Annotated in this window: 18 protein-coding genes and 1 pseudogene; 10 read left to right on the top strand and 9 right to left on the bottom strand. The window is 70.7% G+C overall.

The window, feature by feature from the left end; genetic code table 11:
* Positions 1-21: 21 nt before the first annotated feature.
* Positions 22-631: pseudogene (locus tag KCH48_RS08805) on the bottom strand (hypothetical protein).
* Between the two features lie 34 nt (positions 632-665).
* Positions 666-2,177: an IucA/IucC family siderophore biosynthesis protein gene (locus tag KCH48_RS08800; protein WP_210572236.1), complete on the bottom strand. Its 1,512-nt coding sequence runs from the start codon at positions 2,175-2,177 to the stop codon at positions 666-668.
* A 113-nt stretch (positions 2,178-2,290) separates the two neighbouring features.
* On the opposite strand from KCH48_RS08800, the gene KCH48_RS08795 reads away from it, so the two are divergent.
* Positions 2,291-3,802 carry an IucA/IucC family protein gene (locus tag KCH48_RS08795; protein WP_210571782.1) on the top strand — a complete coding sequence of 504 codons (1,512 nt, stop codon included), beginning with the start codon at positions 2,291-2,293 and terminating at the stop codon, positions 3,800-3,802.
* 19 nt (positions 3,803-3,821) lie between these two features.
* On the opposite strand, the gene KCH48_RS08790 is transcribed toward KCH48_RS08795, so the two are convergent.
* The gene (locus KCH48_RS08790) at positions 3,822-4,448 is read right to left on the bottom strand and encodes a winged helix-turn-helix transcriptional regulator (protein ID WP_210571780.1); all 627 of its coding nucleotides are present in this window, start codon (positions 4,446-4,448) and stop codon (positions 3,822-3,824) included.
* An 81-nt stretch (positions 4,449-4,529) separates the two neighbouring features.
* Here KCH48_RS08790 and KCH48_RS08785 point away from each other — a divergent pair, with 81 nt between their 5' ends.
* The 4 genes from KCH48_RS08785 (at position 4,530) to KCH48_RS08770 (ending at position 7,543) form a co-directional block, all read left to right on the top strand.
* Positions 4,530-5,738, top strand: a complete 1,209-nt coding sequence (locus KCH48_RS08785; protein ID WP_210571778.1) for a pyridoxal phosphate-dependent aminotransferase — start codon at positions 4,530-4,532, stop codon at positions 5,736-5,738.
* 21 nt (positions 5,739-5,759) lie between these two features.
* Positions 5,760-6,293, top strand: a complete 534-nt coding sequence (locus KCH48_RS08780; protein WP_210571776.1) for an HAD domain-containing protein — start codon at positions 5,760-5,762, stop codon at positions 6,291-6,293.
* A gap of 117 nt (positions 6,294-6,410) precedes the next feature.
* Positions 6,411-7,046, top strand: a complete 636-nt coding sequence (locus KCH48_RS08775; RefSeq protein ID WP_210571774.1) for a hypothetical protein — start codon at positions 6,411-6,413, stop codon at positions 7,044-7,046.
* Between the two features lie 74 nt (positions 7,047-7,120).
* A complete protein-coding gene (locus tag KCH48_RS08770) occupies positions 7,121-7,543 on the top strand; it encodes a thioesterase family protein (RefSeq protein ID WP_210571773.1) in 423 nt (140 codons plus the stop codon).
* Positions 7,544-7,616: 73 nt separating this feature from the next.
* Here KCH48_RS08770 and KCH48_RS08765 read toward each other — a convergent pair whose 3' ends face one another.
* The gene (locus KCH48_RS08765) at positions 7,617-8,018 is read right to left on the bottom strand and encodes a helix-turn-helix domain-containing protein (RefSeq protein ID WP_210571772.1); all 402 of its coding nucleotides are present in this window, start codon (positions 8,016-8,018) and stop codon (positions 7,617-7,619) included.
* Positions 8,019-8,129: 111 nt separating this feature from the next.
* Here KCH48_RS08765 and KCH48_RS08760 point away from each other — a divergent pair, with 111 nt between their 5' ends.
* Together KCH48_RS08760 and KCH48_RS08755 are read left to right on the top strand one after the other, a co-directional pair.
* On the top strand, positions 8,130-9,569 hold the full coding sequence (locus tag KCH48_RS08760) for an MFS transporter (RefSeq protein ID WP_282615126.1): 1,440 nt from the start codon (positions 8,130-8,132) through the stop codon (positions 9,567-9,569).
* 71 nt (positions 9,570-9,640) lie between these two features.
* Entirely contained in the window at positions 9,641-10,240 is a 600-nt protein-coding gene (locus KCH48_RS08755; RefSeq protein WP_210571771.1) for a 3'-5' exoribonuclease domain-containing protein, read from the top strand.
* 23 nt (positions 10,241-10,263) lie between these two features.
* Here the strand turns inward: KCH48_RS08755 and KCH48_RS08750 are convergent, their stop codons facing one another.
* The 5 genes from KCH48_RS08750 to uraD form a co-directional block, all read right to left on the bottom strand.
* Entirely contained in the window at positions 10,264-11,631 is a 1,368-nt protein-coding gene (locus tag KCH48_RS08750) for a nucleobase:cation symporter-2 family protein (protein ID WP_210571767.1), read from the bottom strand.
* 291 nt (positions 11,632-11,922) lie between these two features.
* Complete coding sequence (locus KCH48_RS08745) at positions 11,923-13,311, bottom strand: 8-oxoguanine deaminase (RefSeq protein WP_210571764.1); 1,389 nt, start codon at positions 13,309-13,311, stop codon at positions 11,923-11,925.
* Between the two features lie 120 nt (positions 13,312-13,431).
* Complete coding sequence (gene pucL, locus KCH48_RS08740; RefSeq protein ID WP_210571762.1) at positions 13,432-14,355, bottom strand: factor-independent urate hydroxylase; 924 nt, start codon at positions 14,353-14,355, stop codon at positions 13,432-13,434.
* Between the two features lie 6 nt (positions 14,356-14,361).
* Positions 14,362-14,754, bottom strand: a complete 393-nt coding sequence (gene uraH / locus KCH48_RS08735; RefSeq protein WP_210571760.1) for a hydroxyisourate hydrolase — start codon at positions 14,752-14,754, stop codon at positions 14,362-14,364.
* A gap of 17 nt (positions 14,755-14,771) precedes the next feature.
* Positions 14,772-15,281, bottom strand: coding sequence for a 2-oxo-4-hydroxy-4-carboxy-5-ureidoimidazoline decarboxylase (gene uraD, locus KCH48_RS08730; protein WP_210571758.1), 510 nt, complete (start codon positions 15,279-15,281; stop codon positions 14,772-14,774).
* 236 nt (positions 15,282-15,517) lie between these two features.
* Here uraD and KCH48_RS08725 point away from each other — a divergent pair, with 236 nt between their 5' ends.
* The 3 genes from KCH48_RS08725 to KCH48_RS08715 are packed head-to-tail and all read left to right on the top strand — an operon-like array spanning position 15,518 to position 19,337.
* Entirely contained in the window at positions 15,518-16,147 is a 630-nt protein-coding gene (locus KCH48_RS08725) for a (2Fe-2S)-binding protein (protein ID WP_210571756.1), read from the top strand.
* On the top strand, positions 16,144-17,154 hold the full coding sequence (locus KCH48_RS08720; RefSeq protein ID WP_210571755.1) for a xanthine dehydrogenase family protein subunit M: 1,011 nt from the start codon (positions 16,144-16,146) through the stop codon (positions 17,152-17,154). Before KCH48_RS08725 ends, KCH48_RS08720 begins: the two co-directional genes overlap by 4 nt.
* A complete protein-coding gene (locus KCH48_RS08715; RefSeq protein ID WP_210571754.1) occupies positions 17,151-19,337 on the top strand; it encodes a xanthine dehydrogenase family protein molybdopterin-binding subunit in 2,187 nt (728 codons plus the stop codon). The genes KCH48_RS08720 and KCH48_RS08715 overlap by 4 nt, the downstream gene beginning before the upstream one ends.
* Position 19,338: the final 1 nt, after the last annotated feature.

Below are 19,338 nucleotides of genomic sequence, written 5' to 3'. Positions count from 1 at the left end.
GCCTCTGCATACCTGCTGTCGTCAGGCGACAGCGGTCCCCGCGGGCGGTCCCCGAGTCGTGATCGCGTGGGTGAGAAGGAGTTGCCGCAGCCCGTGGCCCGTACGGGCCCGGCGGGACCGGATGCGTGGGCGGTGCGGTGGCGCGGGCGGCCGGAGGATCAGACGCAGCGGGGCGACGAGCCGGCCGGCGAGCGCCCGCAGGACGCGGAAGGCGGCGCGTTCGCCGTGCGCGAGCCACAGGCCGCACAGCAGCGCGGCCAGCAGGTGGGCGGCGAGCATGCCGGTGGAGGACATGCTGGTGGAGTACATGCCACCGATGCCGTGATCCAGGGAATGCGCGGCCCCCGCGTGGTCCATCGACTCCATCGACCCCATGGGAAGCCTGGGCGAGCGAGAACGACACGTGGAGTACGACCTGGGCGCCGACAGTGAAGGCGCCGACCGGGACCGGCCCGCGTTCCCGGCCTGCCAGCCGCCAGGCCGTGCCGCCGGTCACCGCCGCACCCGCGACGATCGCCCACCAGGGCACCCCGGTCCCCGACATCATGACGTGCCCCAGGGCGATGAGCAGCACGCAGACGGCCGCGAACACGGCGGCCCTGATCGTGCGAGAACACCACCCGACAGTCACACGAGAGGGTACGGAGATGACCCTGGCCTCCGACTCATCCCTTCCGTTGTGATCCACGACGCGCCGAGACGGCCAGCGGGTTCGGCAGGGGCAGGTAGCGGGCGTCCGCCCCGTCCGCGCCCGTCCAGCGCAGGAGCAGGTTCGTCTTGCCGGGAAGGGTGGGGGCGGTGAGCAGGGCGGCGGTCTCGGGGAGGTCGTGCCGGGACAGTTCGGTGCGTACGGCGGGCCAGGGGTCGAGGCCGGGGTGGCGTTCCGCGAGGGCCGCGGCGATCTCGCACAGGTGATTGACGACCAGGCAGTACACCAGCCGCTCCCACCCGGCAGCCCGCGATACGTCCGCCAGCAGCTTCACGCCCTCGGCGTCCCGGAACAGCGCCTGCACGGGTGTGCCGTCGGCGTCGACGGCGACCAGCGTGTTCTGCAGATGCGCCTCGAGTACGACGCCGTGGTCGGCGAAGGCGGCCAGCACCGGTGGGACCACCTGGCGCAGATAGGCCTCCCACCAGCCCGCCGGATCGTCGCTGCCGTCGAGCGGGCTGCCCGCGAAGCCCTCGACGAGTCCGGAGGCGAGCAGCGGGGTCGCTCCGGGCACCACGTGCGCACGCAGTCCATCGCGGACCAGGATGGCGAGTTCCTCGAAGGCGAAGCCGGCGGTGCGGTAGCCGCGGTCGGCCAGCCAGGCCGCGGGGCCGTCGATCGCGGCGAAGGCCTGCGTCACGGCCGTGTCGGTGCGGCGCAGTTTCAGCAGGTCGTGGCGCCAGAGCCGGCGTACGTCGTTGGTGATGCGCACATCGAGGCTGAACTTCAGGAAGAGGTCGCGGTCGGGGGCGTAGACCGTGCGGATCGCGGCTGTGGGGCAGGCCGGGAATGTGGTCGTGCCCAGCCGGATCAGCCGGCCGTCCGCGAAGGCCGGGGCGAGGTCGTGGCCGACGAGGTCGAGCTGCCAGGGGTGGGCGGGCAGCAGCCGGTAGCCGGGCGGCGCCTCGCCCAGGGTGTCGAGGGCGGTGGTGTCGCCCTCCTCGACGACCGAGTCCTCGCGTACGCCGAGCAGCACCAGCGGGAAGGCGGCGTGGGCTTCGGGGGCGTACGGCAGCCAGCCGGTGGCCGGGCCGCCGCCGCGTGCCTTGGGGGCGGGGTGATAGGGGTGGCCGGTGATCAGGGACTGCTCGGAGCGCAGATACGGGTCGTCGGGCGCGGTCGCGCGGGCCCGCGCGGTGAGCAGGGCGGCCACGGCGTCACGGCTGTCGGTCATCTCGGCGGGGAGTTCGTGGTTGGACAGGCCCGTGTGCCGGGTGAGCTCCTCGGCGACGAGCTTCACCAGCTCGGGGTGGCCGAGTCGCTGCCAGGTGCCGCCGACGTACAACTCGGGCTCTGTGGGGCGGCGTTCGCCCCGCACCCGCAGCAGGCGGTCCAGACCGGGCAGCCGGTACACCCGCCGCTCGCCGGGTACCCGCCCGGCCACCTCGCGCAGCAGGCAGTTCAGCAGCGGGGCCGCCGCATACGCGTCAGCGCGTGCCGACGGGTCGTCGGCGGCGGGCGGGGGCATGGGGTCCAGGCGGTCCACTTGTTCCCTACGGTCCGTTCGGGCGGGAGACGATCAGTATGTCTGTCGTCACGCCCCCGTCGTGACGCCCTGCCCGCAAGCTTAGGAGCCCGCCTGTGCATCGTCCCCCCACCGTCGAGGCCGAGGTCGCCGACGAGCTGGCCGTCGTACGCCCCGATCTCGTGTCGCGGTACACGGCCGAGCTGCCCGGCGCGCGGGCGGCCGTGCTGACCCGGCTGTGGCGGGCGCTGGCCCATGAGCCGCTGCCGTGGATCGCCGAGCGCGGGCCGGGTGTGCTGCGGCTGTCCGACGGGCGGCGGCTGCACGGCCCGGTCGCCGACCCGTACGCCACTTCCGCGTACGTCACCGCCGTACGGCTCGACGGGGTGTCGTACGACGATCCGGCCCGGCTGATGACGGGGCTCGCGGTACCGCACGGGGCGTACTTCGCCTCCGAGCTCGCGCACAGCGCGGCGTCGTTGGCGCTGTCCCGGGCCGGGCAGAAGGGCCGCCCGAAGGAGTGGCCCGACAGTGACTGGGAGTGGGAGCAGCGGCGGGTGGTCGACGGGCATCCGTTCCACCCCAACTGCCGTTCCCGGCCCGGCTTTTCGGTGGAGGAGCAGCTGGCGTACGGCCCCGAGCACAGCTCTCATGTACGGCTGGGGCTGATTCCGGTCGGGGCGCGGGAGTGCCTGGTGACGGGCGAGTGGCCGGACCGTATGCGGGACGGGGAGCGGCTGCTGATCCCGGTGCATCCCTGGCAGGCGGAGCACGTCCTCAAGCGCCCCCTCGACCTGGACGCCGTCGCGCATCCGCTGATGTCCCTGCGCACCCTCGCCCTGCCCGGCGTCGGCGGCCCGCACGTCAAGACGGCGCTGAGCACCCGGCTGACGTCCTCGGTGCGGGACATCTCGCAGTGGTCGATCTCGACGTCGGCGATCCTGTCGGCGTTCGCCGAGCGGATGGCGGCGCACACGGACGGTCTGCTGCACACCACCCGCACGATCGGCGCGATCACCGCCCACTCCCCCGACCTGGCCGCCGTGGTGCGGGAGTCACCCCAGGTGTACGGCGACCAGGAGCGCGGCGAGCGGGTCGTACCGGTGGCCGCGCTCGCCACCACCGAACTGCCCCGCTCCCCCGCCTGGCTGGCCGACTTCGCACGGCTGGCGCTCACCGTGGGCCTGCGCCTGCTGGAGCTGGGTGTGGCCCTCGAGGCGCACGGCCAGAACCTCCTCGTGGTGCTGTCCCCGACGGGCGCACCGCTGCGGCTGGTCTACCGCGACCTCGCCGACATCCGCGTCAGCCCCGCCCGGCTGGCCCGGCACGGCATCCCGCTACCGGAGCTGACCGGACGGGTCGTCACGGACGACGAGACGACGCTGCGGCGCAAGCTGTTCGGCTCGCTGGTGGCCGGGGCGCTGGCCGGCACGGCGGGTTCGGGTCCGGCGTTGCGCGCGGCGCTGGAGACGGCCGTACGGGATCTGCCGCGCACCCCGGATCTCGTCGCACTGCTCGAGGAACCGCTGCCCACGAAGGCGCTGACGCTGATGCGGCTGTCGCCGGGGACGCCCGGTGATCAGTGGGCCGGGCTCCCGAACCCCTTGCGGTGGGAGACCGTCAGCTAGCGGCGGCCCCCTGCGCCCCTCATGCCTCCCGCAGCGCCTTGGCCAGCGTCCCCTCGCCGGTCACGGTGATACGGCCGTCGCGTACCGCGTCCGCCAGGCTCGACTCGCCCCGCCCGACCGCCTCCCACGTACCGGCGTCGAGGACCATCCGGGCGTCGGGTTCCACGGGCGCGGGTCCTTCGCCGTACACGGGCCCCTCCTCGGCCCCGACGTACACATGGAACTCGCCTTCCTCCAACCGGACTTCGACCACTCCCTGGCCTTCGAGGGACCGCAGCAGGGGCAGCGCGAACCAGTGCGCCCGTACGGCGTCGGTGGGCCGCCGCTCGCCCAGCTCGGCCTGTCCCCAGGTGCCCAGAGCCTGGAGGACCGGCAGCAACTCCCTCCCCCGTCCAGTGAGTTCGTACACATACGCGGCACCCGGCGGGGGCAGGCGCCGGCGCGTCGTCAGCCCGTCGCGCTCCATGTCCTTCAGCCGCGAGGCGAGTACGTCCGTGCTGACGCCCGGCAGATCCGCGTGCAGGTCGGTGTAGCGGCGGGGACCGGCCAGCAGCTCCCGGACGATCAGCAGGGTCCAGCGGTCGCCGACGAGGTCGAGCGCCCGGGCGGCGGAACAGTACTGGTCGTAGCTTCGGCGAGGTGACATGCGACGCAGTCTAGACGTGTCATTGGACTTTCCAAGCTCACACTTGGTAAAACCAAGCAACACCAGATACCGGAGGGGCGCATGGAGTTCCGGCAGTCGAGCAAGCTCAGCGAGGTCTGTTACGAGATCCGCGGCCCGGTGATCGAACACGCCAACGCGCTGGAGGAGGCCGGCCACAGCGTGCTGCGCCTGAACACCGGCAACCCCGCGCTCTTCGGCTTCGAGGCGCCCGAGGAGATCCTCCAGGACATGATCCGGATGCTCCCGCAGGCGCACGGCTACACGGACTCACGCGGCATCCTGTCCGCCCGCCGGGCCGTGGCGGGGCGCTATCAGACCCTCGGCCTGGAGGTCGGCGTCGACGACGTCTTCCTCGGCAACGGCGTGTCCGAGCTGGTCTCGATGGCCGTACAGGCACTGGTGGAGGACGGCGACGAGGTCCTCATCCCCGCGCCCGACTTCCCCCTCTGGACGGCGGTCACAACGCTCGCCGGAGGCAAGGCGGTTCACTACCTCTGCGACGAACAGGCCGACTGGTACCCGGACCTGGACGACATGGCGGCGAAGATCACCGACCGCACCAAGGCCGTCGTCATCATCAACCCGAACAACCCCACCGGCGCGGTGTACCCCAAGGAGATCATCGAGGGCATCCTCGACCTCGCTCGCCGGCACGGCCTGATGGTCTTCGCCGACGAGATCTACGACCAGATCCTGTACGACGACGCCGTGCACCACTCGACCGCGGCGCTCGCGCCCGACCTGGTGGTCCTGACGTTCTGCGGCCTGTCGAAGACGTACCGCGTGGCGGGCTTCCGCTCCGGCTGGCTGGTGGTGACGGGCCCGAGGCAGCACGCGCGCGATTACCTGGAGGGCCTGACCATGCTGGCCTCCATGCGGCTGTGCGCCAACGCGCCCGCCCAGTACGCGATTCAGGCGGCGCTCGGCGGCCGGCAGTCCATCCGCGATCTCACCACGCCGGGCGGGCGCCTGCGCGAACAGCGCGACGTGGCCTGGGAGAAGCTCAACGAGATCCCGGGTGTGTCGTGCGTGAAGCCGAAGGGCGCGCTGTACGCCTTCCCCCGCCTGGACCCGTCCGTCCACAAGATCCACGACGACGAGAAGTTCGTCCTCGACCTGCTGCTCCGGGAGAAGATCCAGGTGGTCCAGGGCACCGGCTTCAACTGGCCCACCCCCGACCACTTCCGCATCCTCACCCTCCCGCACGCGGAGGACCTGGAGGCGGCGATCGGGCGGATCGGGCGGTTTCTCAGCGGGTATCGGCAGTAGCGGCCGGGTAGGTCGCCTCCCATGAGCGACCGCCCCCTGCTCCTTCTCGACGTCGACGGCCCCCTCAACCCGTACCGCGCCGTGTTCACCCGGCACCGGGGCTACGTGACACGTCGCCTGCGTCCCGCGAACTGGTCGGCCCGGCAGGTGCCGGGGTCGTGGCGGCTGCGGCGGGGGCTTCGGGTGCGGCTGCATCCCGGGCACGGGGCGCGGCTGCTGGCTCTGCCGTACGAGCTGGCCTGGGCGACGACCTGGATGCACGAGGCCAACGAGATGATCGCGCCGGTGATCGGGCTGCCGGGGGATCTGCCGGTCATCGAGTTCACGGACCTGTTCGCCAAGGACCCCGACGGGCTGTACTGGAAGACGCGGCGGGTCGTGGAGTGGGCGGCCGGGCGGCCGTTCGTCTGGGTCGACGACATGGTCACCGAACTGGACGTACGGCATGTCGCCGAGCACCACGACGGGCCCGCGCTACTGCTGCGGATCGACCCGCGCCGGGGACTTCGGGAGGCCGAGTTCGCGCGGCTGGAACGGTGGGCCCATGGCCTGTGAGGCCTGGGTGATCTTCTGCTGGTCCGGCACTGCCTGAGTGTCAGACCCGGGTCGTAGTCTTCGAATGGGCCGACCGAGAGGTCGGAGACTGAGGAGAGGACCGGGGAGGAGTACGTCATGACACGACCGCCGACCGCCGCGCAGCGGCGTGTCATCGACGGCGCCGATCCGGTGACCGGGCGGCTCAGGGGCACGGAGGCGCAGCTGGCGGCGCTGGTGAAGCGGGGGCTGGCCTTCCGGCATCCGCGGCCTCCGCACGATCACTTTCTGACACCGGCGGGGCATCGGATACGGGAGGAGGAGCCCGAGGCCGCTCCGGAGCCGACCGTCCGGACACCCCCGCCGGCGACCGGGGTCTTCGCCGCCCGCGTCGGCGGCGAGGAGGACGTGCCGGAAACGGACCCCTCCCGCGTCCGTGAAGTGCACAGCGCCTGGACGGGGCTGCTCGAGCTGCGCCGGATGACCAACCCGGACGGCGCCACCGACCGGCCGTGCGGCTGGGAACGCGGCCATCTGGTGCAGGCCGCCGCCCTCGCCCTGGAAGCGGCCGGGCATCGCCCCGCCGGGCTGGACTCCCCCGGTTACCGCGTGATCGCGACCCCGCAGCCGGAGGCCGTCGCCGTCTACGAACCGGACGTCGACGCGCTGCGCGCCTGCGCGGCGACGTTGGAGAAGGCGGGCTGGCAGGCCGGCGAGTACACCGAGCCGCGCACGAGGGTCCGGTATCTGCTGGCGTCCCCGCGCCGGGCGTGAAGAGGAGTATGGGCATGCCAAGATCGATCAGAACATCGACGATGCCGTGATGCCGAGTACGTGAAGGGAAAACCGTGAGCGAGCCGTTTTCCGTCCGGGTGACCGTCCGCGGGTACGAGACCGACGTGCAGGGTCACCTCAATCAGGCCGTGTACGTCAACTACGCGGAGCACGCCCGCTGGTCGCTGCTCAAGGAGGCCGGAATCACTCAGTCCGGCCTCATCGCCCAGGGCGTGGGTCCTGTCGCGCTGGAGACCACCATCCGTTACCGGCGGGAGCTGGTCGCGGGCGACGAGGTCGAGGTGACCTGCGCCTTCGTCTGGGGCGAGGGGAAGACCTTCCGCATCGAACAGACCATCCGCAAGACCGACGGCACGGTGGCCGCCGAGATCACGGCGGTCGGCGGACTGCTGGACCTCACGGCCCGCAAGCTGATCGCCGCACCGCAGGAGCGGTTCAAGGAACTGGCCTCCGATCCGAGCCTGTTCGGTCTCTGACCGAGCCGCTGCGGTGGCCGGCGGCGGTCGCGTCCCACCGCCGCCCACAGCCGCGCCGCACTCCCCGTCGGCCTCAGGCGTCCGTCAACTCCGGCCGGTGCTCGGTGTCGTAGGCCGCGCGGGACTCTGCGATATAGACGCGATTACGCTCCGCCCAGTCCGTCAGGCTCTGCAGCGTCTCGTGCAACTCGCGGGCGACCTGCGTGAGTTCGTACTCCACCTTGGGCGGCACCGTCGGGTGGACCGTGCGGGTGACGAGGCCGTCGCGCTCCAGGTTGCGCAGCGTCAGGGTCAGCATGCGGCGGCTGATGCCCTCGATGCTGCGCTCCAACTCGGTGAAGCGGATCGGCCCGTGCGCCGCGGCGACCAGGATCTGGACGCTCCATTTGCCCGCCACCCTGTCAAGAACTTCGCGGACCGGGCACGCGTGCGCGTTCACGACCTGGACGGTAACACCGGTGTTCCTCTGGGACATCGAACTGCCTCCTTACCCCCACCTCCATGGTCACCCACGATGTCCCCCGTTACAAGTCGTGCACCTATGGGTCCCACGGAGACTCACGGAGAATACGGAGGCCGGACCGCCATGTCGTCCCTGACCGAGCGCCCCACCCACGCGCCACCCCGAACGTACTCCCGCTGGGCGTCCCTCGTCGTGCTGTGTGCGGGGACGCTGATGACGATCCTCGACGGCAATATCGTCACGGTCGCCATGCCGGCGATCCAGAGCGACCTGGGTTACAGCGGTCCGGGCCTGGCCTGGGTCGTCAACGCCTATCTGATTCCGTTCGGCGGCCTGCTGTTGCTGGCCGGCCGGCTCGGTGACCTGATGGGGCGCAAGCGGATGTTCGCCGCGGGGCTCGCGGTCTTCACGGCGGCCTCCGTGCTGTGCGGGGTCGCCACCAGCCAGGGCGCGTTGATCGCGGCGCGTGCCCTGCAAGGGGTGGGCGGGGCCATGACCTCGGCCGTCGTCCTCGGCATGCTGGTCGCGCTGTTCCCGCAGCCGCGTGAACAGGCCCGCGCGATCGCGGTGTTCAGCGCGGTCGGCGCGGCGGGCGGGGCGCTCGGCACGTTTCTCGGCGGGGCGCTGACGCAGGCCCTCGGCTGGCACTGGATCTTCCTGATCAACCTGCCGATCGGCGTGGCCGCATGGCTGGCGGCGCTGCGCGTCCTGGCGCCGGACCGGGGCGAGGGGCTGGGCCGGGGAGCCGACTATCCGGGAGCGGCGCTGGTCACCGGCGCGCTGATGCTCACGGTGTACGTCATCGTCGGCTCCGGCGACCGCGACCTGACCGCCACCCTGCTCCTGGCCGCGCTCGCCCTCACCCTGTTCGTGGCGTTCACGCTCCGCCAGGCCCGCGCCGCCCGCCCCCTGCTCCGGCTGCGCCTCTTCTCCTCCCGCCTGCTGACCGGCGCGAACGCCGTCCAGATCCTGATGATCGCGACCATGTACGGCTTCCAGTTCATCGGCACCCTCTACCTCCAACGGGTTCTCGGCTACGGCGAGTTGGCCACCGGCACGGCCTTCTTGCCGGCGCCGGTCGCGATCGGCGTACTGATGCTGGGCCTGTCCGCGCGGACCATCGGCCGCTACGGCGCGTACCGGGTCCTGTTGACCGGGCTGGCGTTCATCGTCGCGGGCATGGCCCTGCTCAGCCGCGCCCCCGTGGACGGCTCGTACTTCACGGACGTACTCCCGCCGCTCCTCCTGCTCGCCACCGGCTTCGCCGCCGCGATGCCCGCGCTGACCGGGCTCGCCATGTCCGGAGCCCACGAGGAGGACGCCGGCCTGGCCTCCGGGTTGTTCAACACCACGCAGGTGGTGGGAGGTTCACTGGGGCTCGCGGTGCTCTCCACACTGGCGGCGAGCCGGACGGACGGACTGCTCGCCGGGGGCGCGGACTCGGTGACGGCCACGGCGGAGGGGTATCAGCTGGCGTTCCAGGTGGCGGCGGTGATCGCGGTGGGGGCGTTGGTACTGGCGGCGGCCGTGCTGCGCACGCGGCAGGGCAGCAAACTCCCGTGACTGCCCGGACGGCGGCAAGAACGGCGGAATCCGGATGCGGGATCCCCGGCCACCTGGGAAGCTCCCACTCCATGAGTGCACGACGTTCCAGACCCAGCCTCTACATCTCCGTCGACATCGAAGCGGACGGCCCGATCCCCGGTCCGTACTCCATGCTCAGCTTCGGCGCGGCGGTGGCCGGAGTGCAGGACGCCGACGGGTTCACGCCCGCCGATCCGGTGGAGCGGACCTTCTATCGGGAGCTGCGCCCGATCAGTGCGGAGTTCGTGCCTGAGGCGCTGGCCGTGAGCGGGCTGGACCGGGAGCGCCTCGAGCGGGAGGGCGGTGAACCGGCCACCGCCCTCGCCGAGTTCAGCGACTGGGTGCGCGAGGTCAGCGTCGGGGCGCAGCCGGTGATGTGCGGGTACCCGGCGTCGTACGACTGGACGTTCCTGTACTGGTACCTGATCCGCTTCACCGGCGCGAGCCCCTTCGGGCACTCCGGCTGCCTGGACATGAAGACGCTGTACGCGACGAAGGCCGGGCTGCCGCTCAGGGCGGTGGCCAAGGGGACCATGCCGCGTGAGCTGCTGTCGCGACGCCGGCACACGCACCATGCGCTGGACGACGCGATCGAACAGGCCGAGCTGTTCGCAAACCTGATGGCGTGGACCGGTCCCGGCGCACGGTGAGTTCCCCGACGCGCGCCCCGGGTTCAGGGGGCGGCGGCGATGTGTTCGCCGGCCTCCATGGGATGGGTGACGTCCTGGGCGTCGCGCCGATTGCCCAGGTGGTTGAAGAGGAGGTTCAGGACGACCGCGGCCACACAGCCCGTGGAGATGCCCGAGTCCAGGACGATCTTCGCCGTCTCCGGGAAGGCGTGGTAGAACTCCGGCGCGGTGATCGGGATGATGCCGACGGCCAGGGAGACGGCCACGATCAGGACGTTGTTGTCCTTCTCCAGGCCCGCCTTCACCAGGGTCTGGATGCCGCTCGCGGCCACCGATCCGAACAGGACGACGCCCGCGCCGCCGAGCACCGGGCGCGGTACGACGGCGATCAGCGAGGCGGCCACCGGGCACAGGCCCATCAGCACCAGGAATCCGCCGCCGGTGGCGACCACGTACCTGCTGCGGATCTTCGTCATCGCGACCAGGCCGATGTTCTGAGCGAAGGCGCTGCACATGAAGCCGTTGAAGAGCGGGCTGATCGCCGAGCCGAGGGTGTCGGCGCGCAGGCCGGCCGCGATGGTCCTCTCGTCGGCTGGGCGCTCGACGATCTCGCCCAACGCCAGCATGTCGGCGGTCGATTCGGTCATCGAGACCACCATCACGACGCACATCGACACGATCGCGGCGACCTGGAACTGTGGGGCGCCGAAGTGGAACGGCGTCGGGAAGCCGATGACGGCCGCGTCCGCGACCGGACCGAAGTCCGTGGCCCCGAACGGGATCGCGACGAGCGTGCCCACGACCAGGCCGAGCAGGACGGCGATCTGCTTGACGAAGCCGCGGGTGAAGCGGCGCAGAAGCAGCACGATCACCAGCGTCGCCGCCGCCAGGCTCAGGTAGGTCGTCGAGCCGTAGTCGTCCGCGGCGGGGTCGGGGCCCTGCGCCCAGCCGAAGGCGACCGGCAGCAGTGACACACCGATGAGCGTGATCACCGTCCCCGTGACGACCGGCGGGAAGAAGCGGACCGCCTTGCTGAAGAAGGGGGCCGCGATGAAGCCGAGCAGCCCCGCCACGATCACCGCGCCGAAGATGACCGGCAGCGCGTCGGACTTGTCCTCGGTGGAGGCGACGATCGCGGTCATGGGGGCGACACCGGCGAAGGTGACGCCGTTGACGAACGGCAGCCGGGCGCCGATCTTCCAGACGCCGATGGTCTGGAGGAACGTGGCGAGGCCCGCGGTGAACAGACAGGCGCCGGTGAGGAAGGTCAGTTCGGTGCCGGAGAGGCCGATGGCCGCGCCGATGATCAGAGGTGGGGCGACGACTCCCGCGTACATCGCGGCCACATGTTGCAGGCCGGTCGTCGCCATCTTGGCGGCGGGGAGTTTTTCGTCGACGGGGTGGGCGGACACGGGCGGCTCCTCCGGTCGGTTGACAGCACGTCGGCTCTGACGTGGGTTTCAAGGAGGTGATGCGCGGTCGTGCGGGACCGTTTGGGGAGGGGGACGGGACCGTTCCGGGGCGCGCACGTCCATGCGCACCCCGGCGACGGCCGCCGCGGGCCCCTGTTGGGGCCCACGGCCACCGACCGGGAGCCGTCCCTCCCGACCGGAGATCAAGTTGCCTTACGGCCAAAGCGCCCCTCGTGAGGAGCGCGGGGAACTGCGCGACCAGCCACGACGGCGCCGCAGACGAGCTACGACCTACCGCGGCACATCCCGCGGAGCGATCCGCGCCAACCGCTGCGCCTCCTGCCGCGTCGACCGGGCAACGGCGTCCTCGTCGACGTACAACAGCCGCCCGTCCTCCACAATCTGACGCCCATTCACGAACGACGCGGTGACCGGAGCAGCCGCCCCGAAGACCAGCGCCGTCACCGGATCGGCGATCGAAGCATGGGCCAGCGTGTCCAGCTTCCACAGCACCAGGTCGGCCAGCTTCCCCGGCTCCAGCGAGCCGATCTCCGCGCTGCGACCGAGGACTTGAGCACCGCCGTACGTGCCGAGGCGCAGCGCCTGCCGTGCGTTCAGCGCCGCTTCCCGGTGCGCGCCGAGCCGGTTGATGAGGAGCGCGTTGCGCAGTTCGGTGTGGAGTTCGCCGGACTCGTTGGACGCGGTGCCGTCGACGCCGAGGCCGACCGGGACGCCGGCGGCGAGCATGTCGGGGACGCGGGCGATACCGGCCGCGAGCCGGGCGTTGGACGAGGGACAGTGGGCGACACCGGTCTTCGTGCGGGCGAACGCGGCGATGTCGGAGTCGTTCATGTGGACGCAGTGCGCCATCCACACGTCCTCACCGAGCCAGCCCGTGGACTCGAAGTAGTCGGTCGGGCCCATGCCGAACAGTTCCTTGCAGAACTGCTCCTCCTCGACCGTCTCCGAGCCGTGCGTGTGCAGCCGTACGCCGAGCCGACGGGCCAACTGGGCGCCGTCGCGGAGTAGTTCGGTCGAGACCGAGAAGGGCGAGCAAGGAGCCACAGCCACCTGGGTCATCGCGTCGAAGGACGCGTCGTGGTGCTCCTTCACGGTCGCCTCGGTCGCGGCGAGCGCACCGTCCAGGGTCTCCACGGCGAAGTCCGGCGGCAGCCCGCCGTCCTTCTCGCTGCGGTCCATGGAGCCGCGGGCGAGGGTGAACCGGACACCCGTCTCGCGGGCGGCGCGGATGATCGCGCCGGACAGGTCGCCGGAGCCCTTCGGGAAGACGTAGTGGTGGTCCATGGCGGTGGTGACACCGCCGCGGGCCATCATCGCCAGGGACCCCTGCGCGGCCGAGTACACCATCGGCTCGTCGATGCGCGCCCAGGTCGGGTACAGGGCGACGAGCCAGTTGAAGAGGTTGTGGTCGGTGGCCAGGCCCCGGGTGATCCACTGGTAGAAGTGGTGGTGGGTGTTGACCAGACCGGGGGTCACCAGGTGGCCGGTGGCGTCGATGCGGCGTACGACGTTCTCCAGGCCCTCGGGGGCCCTGCCCGGGCCGAGCGCCTCGATGCGATTGCCGGCGACGACGAGATACCCCGTGGCGTACTCGGTGTCGGTGGCGTCGACCGTCGCGATCGAACAGTTCTCGATGACGATGCGCTGGGCTGCTGCCATGATGCGTCCTTTTCGCTCAGTGGACTCACAGTAAGAGGGCACGGCAGGACCCTGGGGAATTTGAGTGCCGCGGCCGGCAAGGGAACTCACCGGCCGCGGGTGCCGAGGATATGGAGTTGATCAGAGGTTGCTGAGATCGACCGGGATCCTCGCCTCGCAGCCGTCCCGCAGGATGGTGGCCTCGATCAGGCCGTACGGGCGGTCGGCGGCGAAGTACACCTCATTGTCGTTCTTCAGCCCGAACGGCTCCAGGTCCACCAGGAAGTGGTGCTTGTTCGGGAGCGAGAAACGGACCTCGTCGATCTCACTGCGGTTATTGATGATCCGCGCACCCATTTGGTACATGGTCTGCTGGAGCGAGAGCGAGTAGGTCTCGGCGAAGGCCTGGAGCATGTGCTTCTTGGTCTGCTCGTAGGACTTCTCCCAGTCGGGCATCTTCTGCTCGTCGTCGGACCAGTTGAACCGCCAGCGGGCGGAGACCTGCGTGGCCAGGATGCGGTCGTACGCCTCCGGGAGCGTCGTGTACTTGTCCTTGACGTAGCCCCAGAATTCGGAGTTCGTCGAGTTCATCACGACGAGGTCCTTGAGGCCGGAGACCACCTCCCACTGCGAGCCGTCGTATGTGATCTGGGTCAGCCGGGTCTCCTGGCCCTTCCGTACGAACGAGTGCTTGACCTCGTCGGCGCCGATGAACTGGGAGTTGGCGTCGGAGCTCTCGATCCGCTCCCACGCGTATTCCTCGATACGGATCCGGGCGCGGTGGATCGGCTCCTGCGAGGTGACGAAGTGCCGGGCGAGGTGAATGCCGAACTGCTCGGCGGATTCGATGCCATGCTCCTTGGCGAACGCGTACACCGTGTTCTTGGTGGTGTCGGTCGGCAGGACATTGGCGTTGGAGCCGGAGTAGTGGACCTCGTCCATGTCGCCGGAGAGCGCCACGGATACATTCAGGTCCTTGATGTGGTGGGTGGCGCCGTCCCGCGTGATCTTTACGACGCGGTTCTCTGCCTTCCCGTACTGGTTCTGGCCGAGAATCGTGGGCATCTTCTGCTAGCTCCCTCGGTAAACGGAGTAGCCGAACGGGTTGAGCAGCAGCGGCACGTGATAGTGCTCCCCGGGCCGCACGGCGAAGGTGATCGCCACCTCGGGGAAGAACACGGCACCGCTGTCCCGATTCGCGGGGGCGTCCTGCTGCGCATCGGCTTGCTTCTTCTCGAAATACGGCTCCACCGCGAAGTCGAGCCGTACGTGTGTGGTCCCCTCCGGCAGCGCCGGGAGGTCCTTGCACCGGCCGTCCGCGTCGGTCGCGGATCCGCCGAGCGCCCGCCAGTCCGCGTCACGCCCCGACCGGGTCGCGAGCTGGACGGCGACGCCCTCGGCGGGGCGGCCGGCGCTGGTGTCCAGGATGTGCGTGGACACGGAGGCGGTGGTGCTGGTGCTCATGGCGTCAGACTTCCTCTTCAGTCTTCTTCTACGAGTCGGGCGAGCCGGATCCGGTTGATCTTCCCCAGCTCGGTGCGGACGATCTCCCGCTCCTGCTCCGGCGAGTTCCCGATCCGCTGCTTGACCGCGTCCCGCATCTGCTCGCCGGTCCGGCCGGTCGCGCAGATCAGAAAGACATGGCCGAACTTCTCCTGGTAGGCCAGGTTCAGTTCCAGCATCTCCGCCTTGAGCCCTTCGGAGGCACCGGCCATGCCGCGCTGCTCCCGCGCCGAGGTCGGATCGCCCGGCCTGGGGCGCCCGATCGGCGGGTGCCCCGCCATCGCCTCTTCAAGGTCTACGGCGGTCAGCTCGGCCATCGCGGCATCGCTGGCGGCGTAGAGGTCCGCGGGGGTGGCGTACGGACGGGCGGCGAGCAGTCGCCGGGCCCAGGCGGTGGCGGCGCAGACCTCGTACAGTGCGGCGAACGCCGCGTGCTCCTCCAGGACGTTGAACCGGGCCAGACCCGGGGGCGTGGAAGTCGAAGTCACGGGAGCCTCCGTGGCCGTAACCGGCCGTGCGTGCTTGAGCGGGCTGCCGCTAGCTAACGCCCTCCGACAGACGGCGTCAACACTTTGTTGAAAATTCCGGGTAACAAAGCCCGCGGGACCTGCGGCGCGAAGTTATCGACGATAACAAGGTTCTGTTTCCAGTGCTTGCACTATCGCCGCTAACATGCTTCCGTTGACGTCGCTACCCAGCCTTGATGAGAGGGAGACAGCGACGCATGTCGGAGAACGAGCAAGTCTCAGCGGGCGGGCACAGCCGCCGCAGCGTGCTCAAAGCCGGTGGGGTCACCACCGCCGTACTGGTCACGATGGACGGGGTGGCGGCGGCCGCGGTCCGTCCCGCCGCCGCGGACGGCGTGGCATCCCCGTCCCCGGCATCGACGGCCGAGGTGACACTCCGTATCAACGGCCGGCGGCATCCGCTCACGATCGAGGCCCGGGTCACCCTGCTGGACGCGCTGCGCGAGCGTCTCGGTCTGACCGGCACCAAGAAGGGCTGCGACCGCGGCGAGTGCGGTGCCTGCACGGTGCTCATCGAGGGCGAGCGCGTGAAGTCGTGCATGACTCTGGCGGTCATGGAGGACGGCCGGGAGATCACCACGGTGGAGGGCCTGGCGCGCGGCGACGACCTGCACCCCGTGCAGGACGCGTTCATCCGCCGGGACGCCTTCCAGTGCGGGTTCTGCACCTCCGGGCAGATCATGTCCGCCGTCGCCTGCATCGACGAGGGCCACACCCGCTCGGACGAGGAGATCCGCGAGTGGATGAGCGGCAACCTCTGCCGTTGCGGCTGTTACCCGAACATCGTCGACGCGGTGCGGGACGCGGCGAAGGGAGCCGGTCGATGAAACCGTTCGACTACGCGCGCACCATACGTCCGTCCGAGGCCGTCGGTCTGGTCGCGTCCCGATCCCGTGACGAAGCCGCGTTCATCGCCGGCGGGACCGAGCTGACGAACCTGATGAAGGACGGCGTGCTCGCCCCCAGCCTGGTCGTGGACGTGGGCGAACTCCCCCTTTCCGGCATCGAGTTGCGCGATGGCCGGCTGCGCGTCGGGGCCACGGCCCGGATGCGGGAGGTGGCCGATCACCCGGTGGTCCGCGAGCGGTTCCCGGCGATCTCCGAGGCCCTGCTGGCGTCGGCGTCCCCGCAAGTGCGCAACCGGGCCACGATCGGCGGCAACCTCATGCAGCGCACCCGCTGCGGGTACTACCGCGACGTCGGCAGCCCGTGCAACCTGCGCGAGCCCGGCAGCGGCTGCGCGGCCATCGGCGGGCAGAACCGCCGGCACGCGATCCTGGGCGGCAGCGACCACTGCATCGCCGTGCACCCTTCCGATCTGGCGGTCGCGCTGAGCGCCCTGGACGCCGTCGTGCTCACCCTCGGACCGGACGGCCGGCGCTCGATCGCGCTCAAGGACTTCCACCTCCTGCCCGGCGCCACCCCGCACCGGGAGACCGCGCTGCGGCACGGCGAGATGATCACCGGGGTCGAGGTTCCCGAGTCCCCGGTCGCCCCCACCTCCCGGTATCTGAAGCTGCGCGACCGGGCCTCGTTCGAGTTCGCCGTCGTCTCCGTGGCCGCCGCCCTGACCCTGCGCGGGCGGATGGTGACCGACATCCGGCTGGCCTTCGGCGGCATCGCGCCCCGGCCGTGGCGCTCGTACGCGGCCGAGGACGCCCTGCGCGGACGGCCGCTGAAAGACGCCACCGTCGCCGCGGCGGGCCGGGCTCTCGTGCGCGACGCGAAGCCGCGCGAGCACAACGCGTTCAAGGTCGAGCTGGTGCAGCGCGCCCTCGCCGACATCCTCAACGACCTGGAAGGCAACCGAAACAACCTGGAGGGCAACCGATGAGCCCGATCGTAGGCAGCCCCGTTCCGCGGATTGACGGTCGCGCCAAGGTCACCGGTGCGGCCACCTACGCCGCGGACGCCGAGGTCCACGGGACGCTGCACGGCTTCCTGGTGATGAGCACCGTCGCCTCCGGGCGCATCACCGGCATCGACACCCGCGACGCCGAGCGCTCGGCCGGAGTCATCGGCGTCTTCACCCACCGGAACATGCCGCGCCTGGCGCGGCCCGAGTACATCAGCTTCCTCAAGGGCTACATCCCCCTGCAGAACCCGGACATCCACCACAGTGGCCAGCCCGTGGCCTACGTGGTCGCCGAGACGCTGGAGCAGGCCCAGCACGCGGCGACGCTCGTCGACGTCTCGTACGAAGCGCGCCGGCCTCGATCCGCGGTCGCCGACGCGATGGACGAGGCCTACGTGCCTCCGCCGGGCCTGTCGGGCCCCAACGAGTTCACCCGCGGGGACGTGGCGGCGGGGCTGGCGCAGGCCGACGTCCGCATCGACGTCACGTACACCACTCCCATGCACCACCACAATCCCATCGAGCCGTCCACGACGACCGCCGAGTGGGACGGCGCCGAGCGGGTGACGGTGTACGAATCCGCCCAGGGCGGCCACGCCACCAGGATCTGCGTCTCCCAGGCACTCGGCGTCCCCCTCGGCAACGTGCGTGTGCTGTCGCCGTTCCTGGGCGGAGGCTTCGGAGCCAAGGGCCCGGTGTGGCCGCACACCCTGCTCACCGCCGCCGTGGCCCGGGAGTTGAGGCGTCCGGTCAAGCTGGTGCTCTCCCGCGCCCACACCTTCACGTCCAACGGGCACCGCGGCGAAGCACACCAGCGCCTGCGGATCGGGGCCGGGCGGGACGGCACCCTCACAGCCATCGACCATGTCAGCACCCACCAGGTCACCCGCACCGAACAGGTCGTGTTCTCGGGCAGTCACTCCACCCGCATGCTGTACGCCTGCCCCAACGTGCACGTGGCCCAGCGGGCGGTACGGCTCGATCTGCCCTCCCCGAGCTTCATGAGGCCACCGGAGTCCGTCGGTTCCTTCGGCCTGGAGTCGGCCCTCGACGAGCTGAGCTACGCACTGGACATCGACCCCGTCGAACTCCGGCTGCGCAACCACACCGCCGTCAACCCCGAGCCCACCGGCGCACCGTTCGGCAGCAAGCACCTGATCGAGTGCTACCGCCGGGGCGCCGCCAAGTTCCGGTGGAGCGAACGCGATCCACGGCCGAGGTCGATGCGCGACGGCGACACCCTGATCGGCTGGGGCATGGCCACCGCGGCGCACACGGCGGGCGGCAGGCCGGGTGCGGGCGCCCGCGTGGTGATCTCCACCGAGGGCCGGGCGGTGGTCCAGGTCGGCACCCATGACATCGGCACCGGCACGTACACGGTGATGTCCCAGATCGCCGCGCAGACCCTGGGCCTGGACCTGGCCGACGTCGACTTCCAACTCGGCGACACCGACTATCCGTTCGCCTTCATGTCCGTCGCGTCCGCCACCGTTCCCGGCGTCGGCGCCGCGGTGAACCGGGCCTGCACCGCGGCCCGCCGGGCGGTGGTCGACATCGCGGTCGCCGACCCACGCTCCCCCTTGCACGGGGTTCCGGCCGAGCGGATCACCGTAGAGGACGGAATCCTGTACGAGACCGGCAGGCCCCGGCGCCGCGAGGACATCCGTACGGTCCTCACCCGGCACGCCGAGCCGGTCGAGGCCACCACCGATCCCGTACCCATCCCGCACGGCTACTCCGTCGGCGCGGAATTCGCCGAGGTACGCGTCGACCCCCGGGTCGGCCGGGTCCGGGTGACGCGCATGCTCGGTGCGTACGACGCCGGCCGGGTCCTCAACCGCAGAACCATCCGCAGCCAGGCCATCGGCGGCGTCGTCTGCGCGGTCGGATTCGCCCTCACCGAGCACACCCTGGTCGACCCTCACCAGGCCCGGATCGTGAACCCGAACCTCTCCGGCTATCTGCTGCCCGTCAACGCCGACATCCCACACGTCCAGACCATCTTCATCGACGAACCCGACCCGACCAGCGAGGCACTCAACGCCCGCGGCTTCGGCGAGACCCCGGGCACCGGCATGACGGCGGCGATCGGCAACGCGATCTACCACGCCACCGGGCGCCGGATCCGCGACCTGCCCATCACTCCGGACAAGCTGATCTGAT

The sequence above is a fragment of the Streptomyces sp. GESEQ-4 genome, from assembly GCF_017948455.1.
In the GTDB taxonomy this organism is placed as follows: Bacteria; Actinomycetota; Actinomycetes; order Streptomycetales; family Streptomycetaceae; genus Streptomyces.
The sequence above is the reverse complement of the archived record's forward strand: the minus strand, read 5'-3'. Positions and strand labels throughout refer to the sequence as shown.

Coding starts and splice junctions, on each gene's coding strand:
- KCH48_RS08785 (WP_210571778.1), top strand. CDS start 4,530: ATGGAGTTCCGGCAGTCGAGCAAGCTCAGCGAGGTCTGTTACGAGATC.
- KCH48_RS08755 (WP_210571771.1), top strand. CDS start 9,641: ATGAGTGCACGACGTTCCAGACCCAGCCTCTACATCTCCGTCGACATC.
- KCH48_RS08800 (WP_210572236.1), bottom strand. CDS start 2,177: ATGCCCCCGCCCGCCGCCGACGACCCGTCGGCACGCGCTGACGCGTAT.
- KCH48_RS08790 (WP_210571780.1), bottom strand. CDS start 4,448: ATGTCACCTCGCCGAAGCTACGACCAGTACTGTTCCGCCGCCCGGGCG.
- KCH48_RS08760 (WP_282615126.1), top strand. CDS start 8,130: ATGTCGTCCCTGACCGAGCGCCCCACCCACGCGCCACCCCGAACGTAC.
- KCH48_RS08720 (WP_210571755.1), top strand. CDS start 16,144: ATGAAACCGTTCGACTACGCGCGCACCATACGTCCGTCCGAGGCCGTC.
- KCH48_RS08765 (WP_210571772.1), bottom strand. CDS start 8,018: ATGTCCCAGAGGAACACCGGTGTTACCGTCCAGGTCGTGAACGCGCAC.
- KCH48_RS08725 (WP_210571756.1), top strand. CDS start 15,518: ATGTCGGAGAACGAGCAAGTCTCAGCGGGCGGGCACAGCCGCCGCAGC.
- KCH48_RS08775 (WP_210571774.1), top strand. CDS start 6,411: ATGACACGACCGCCGACCGCCGCGCAGCGGCGTGTCATCGACGGCGCC.
- KCH48_RS08745 (WP_210571764.1), bottom strand. CDS start 13,311: ATGGCAGCAGCCCAGCGCATCGTCATCGAGAACTGTTCGATCGCGACG.
- KCH48_RS08780 (WP_210571776.1), top strand. CDS start 5,760: ATGAGCGACCGCCCCCTGCTCCTTCTCGACGTCGACGGCCCCCTCAAC.
- pucL (WP_210571762.1), bottom strand. CDS start 14,355: ATGCCCACGATTCTCGGCCAGAACCAGTACGGGAAGGCAGAGAACCGC.
- uraH (WP_210571760.1), bottom strand. CDS start 14,754: ATGAGCACCAGCACCACCGCCTCCGTGTCCACGCACATCCTGGACACC.
- KCH48_RS08715 (WP_210571754.1), top strand. CDS start 17,151: ATGAGCCCGATCGTAGGCAGCCCCGTTCCGCGGATTGACGGTCGCGCC.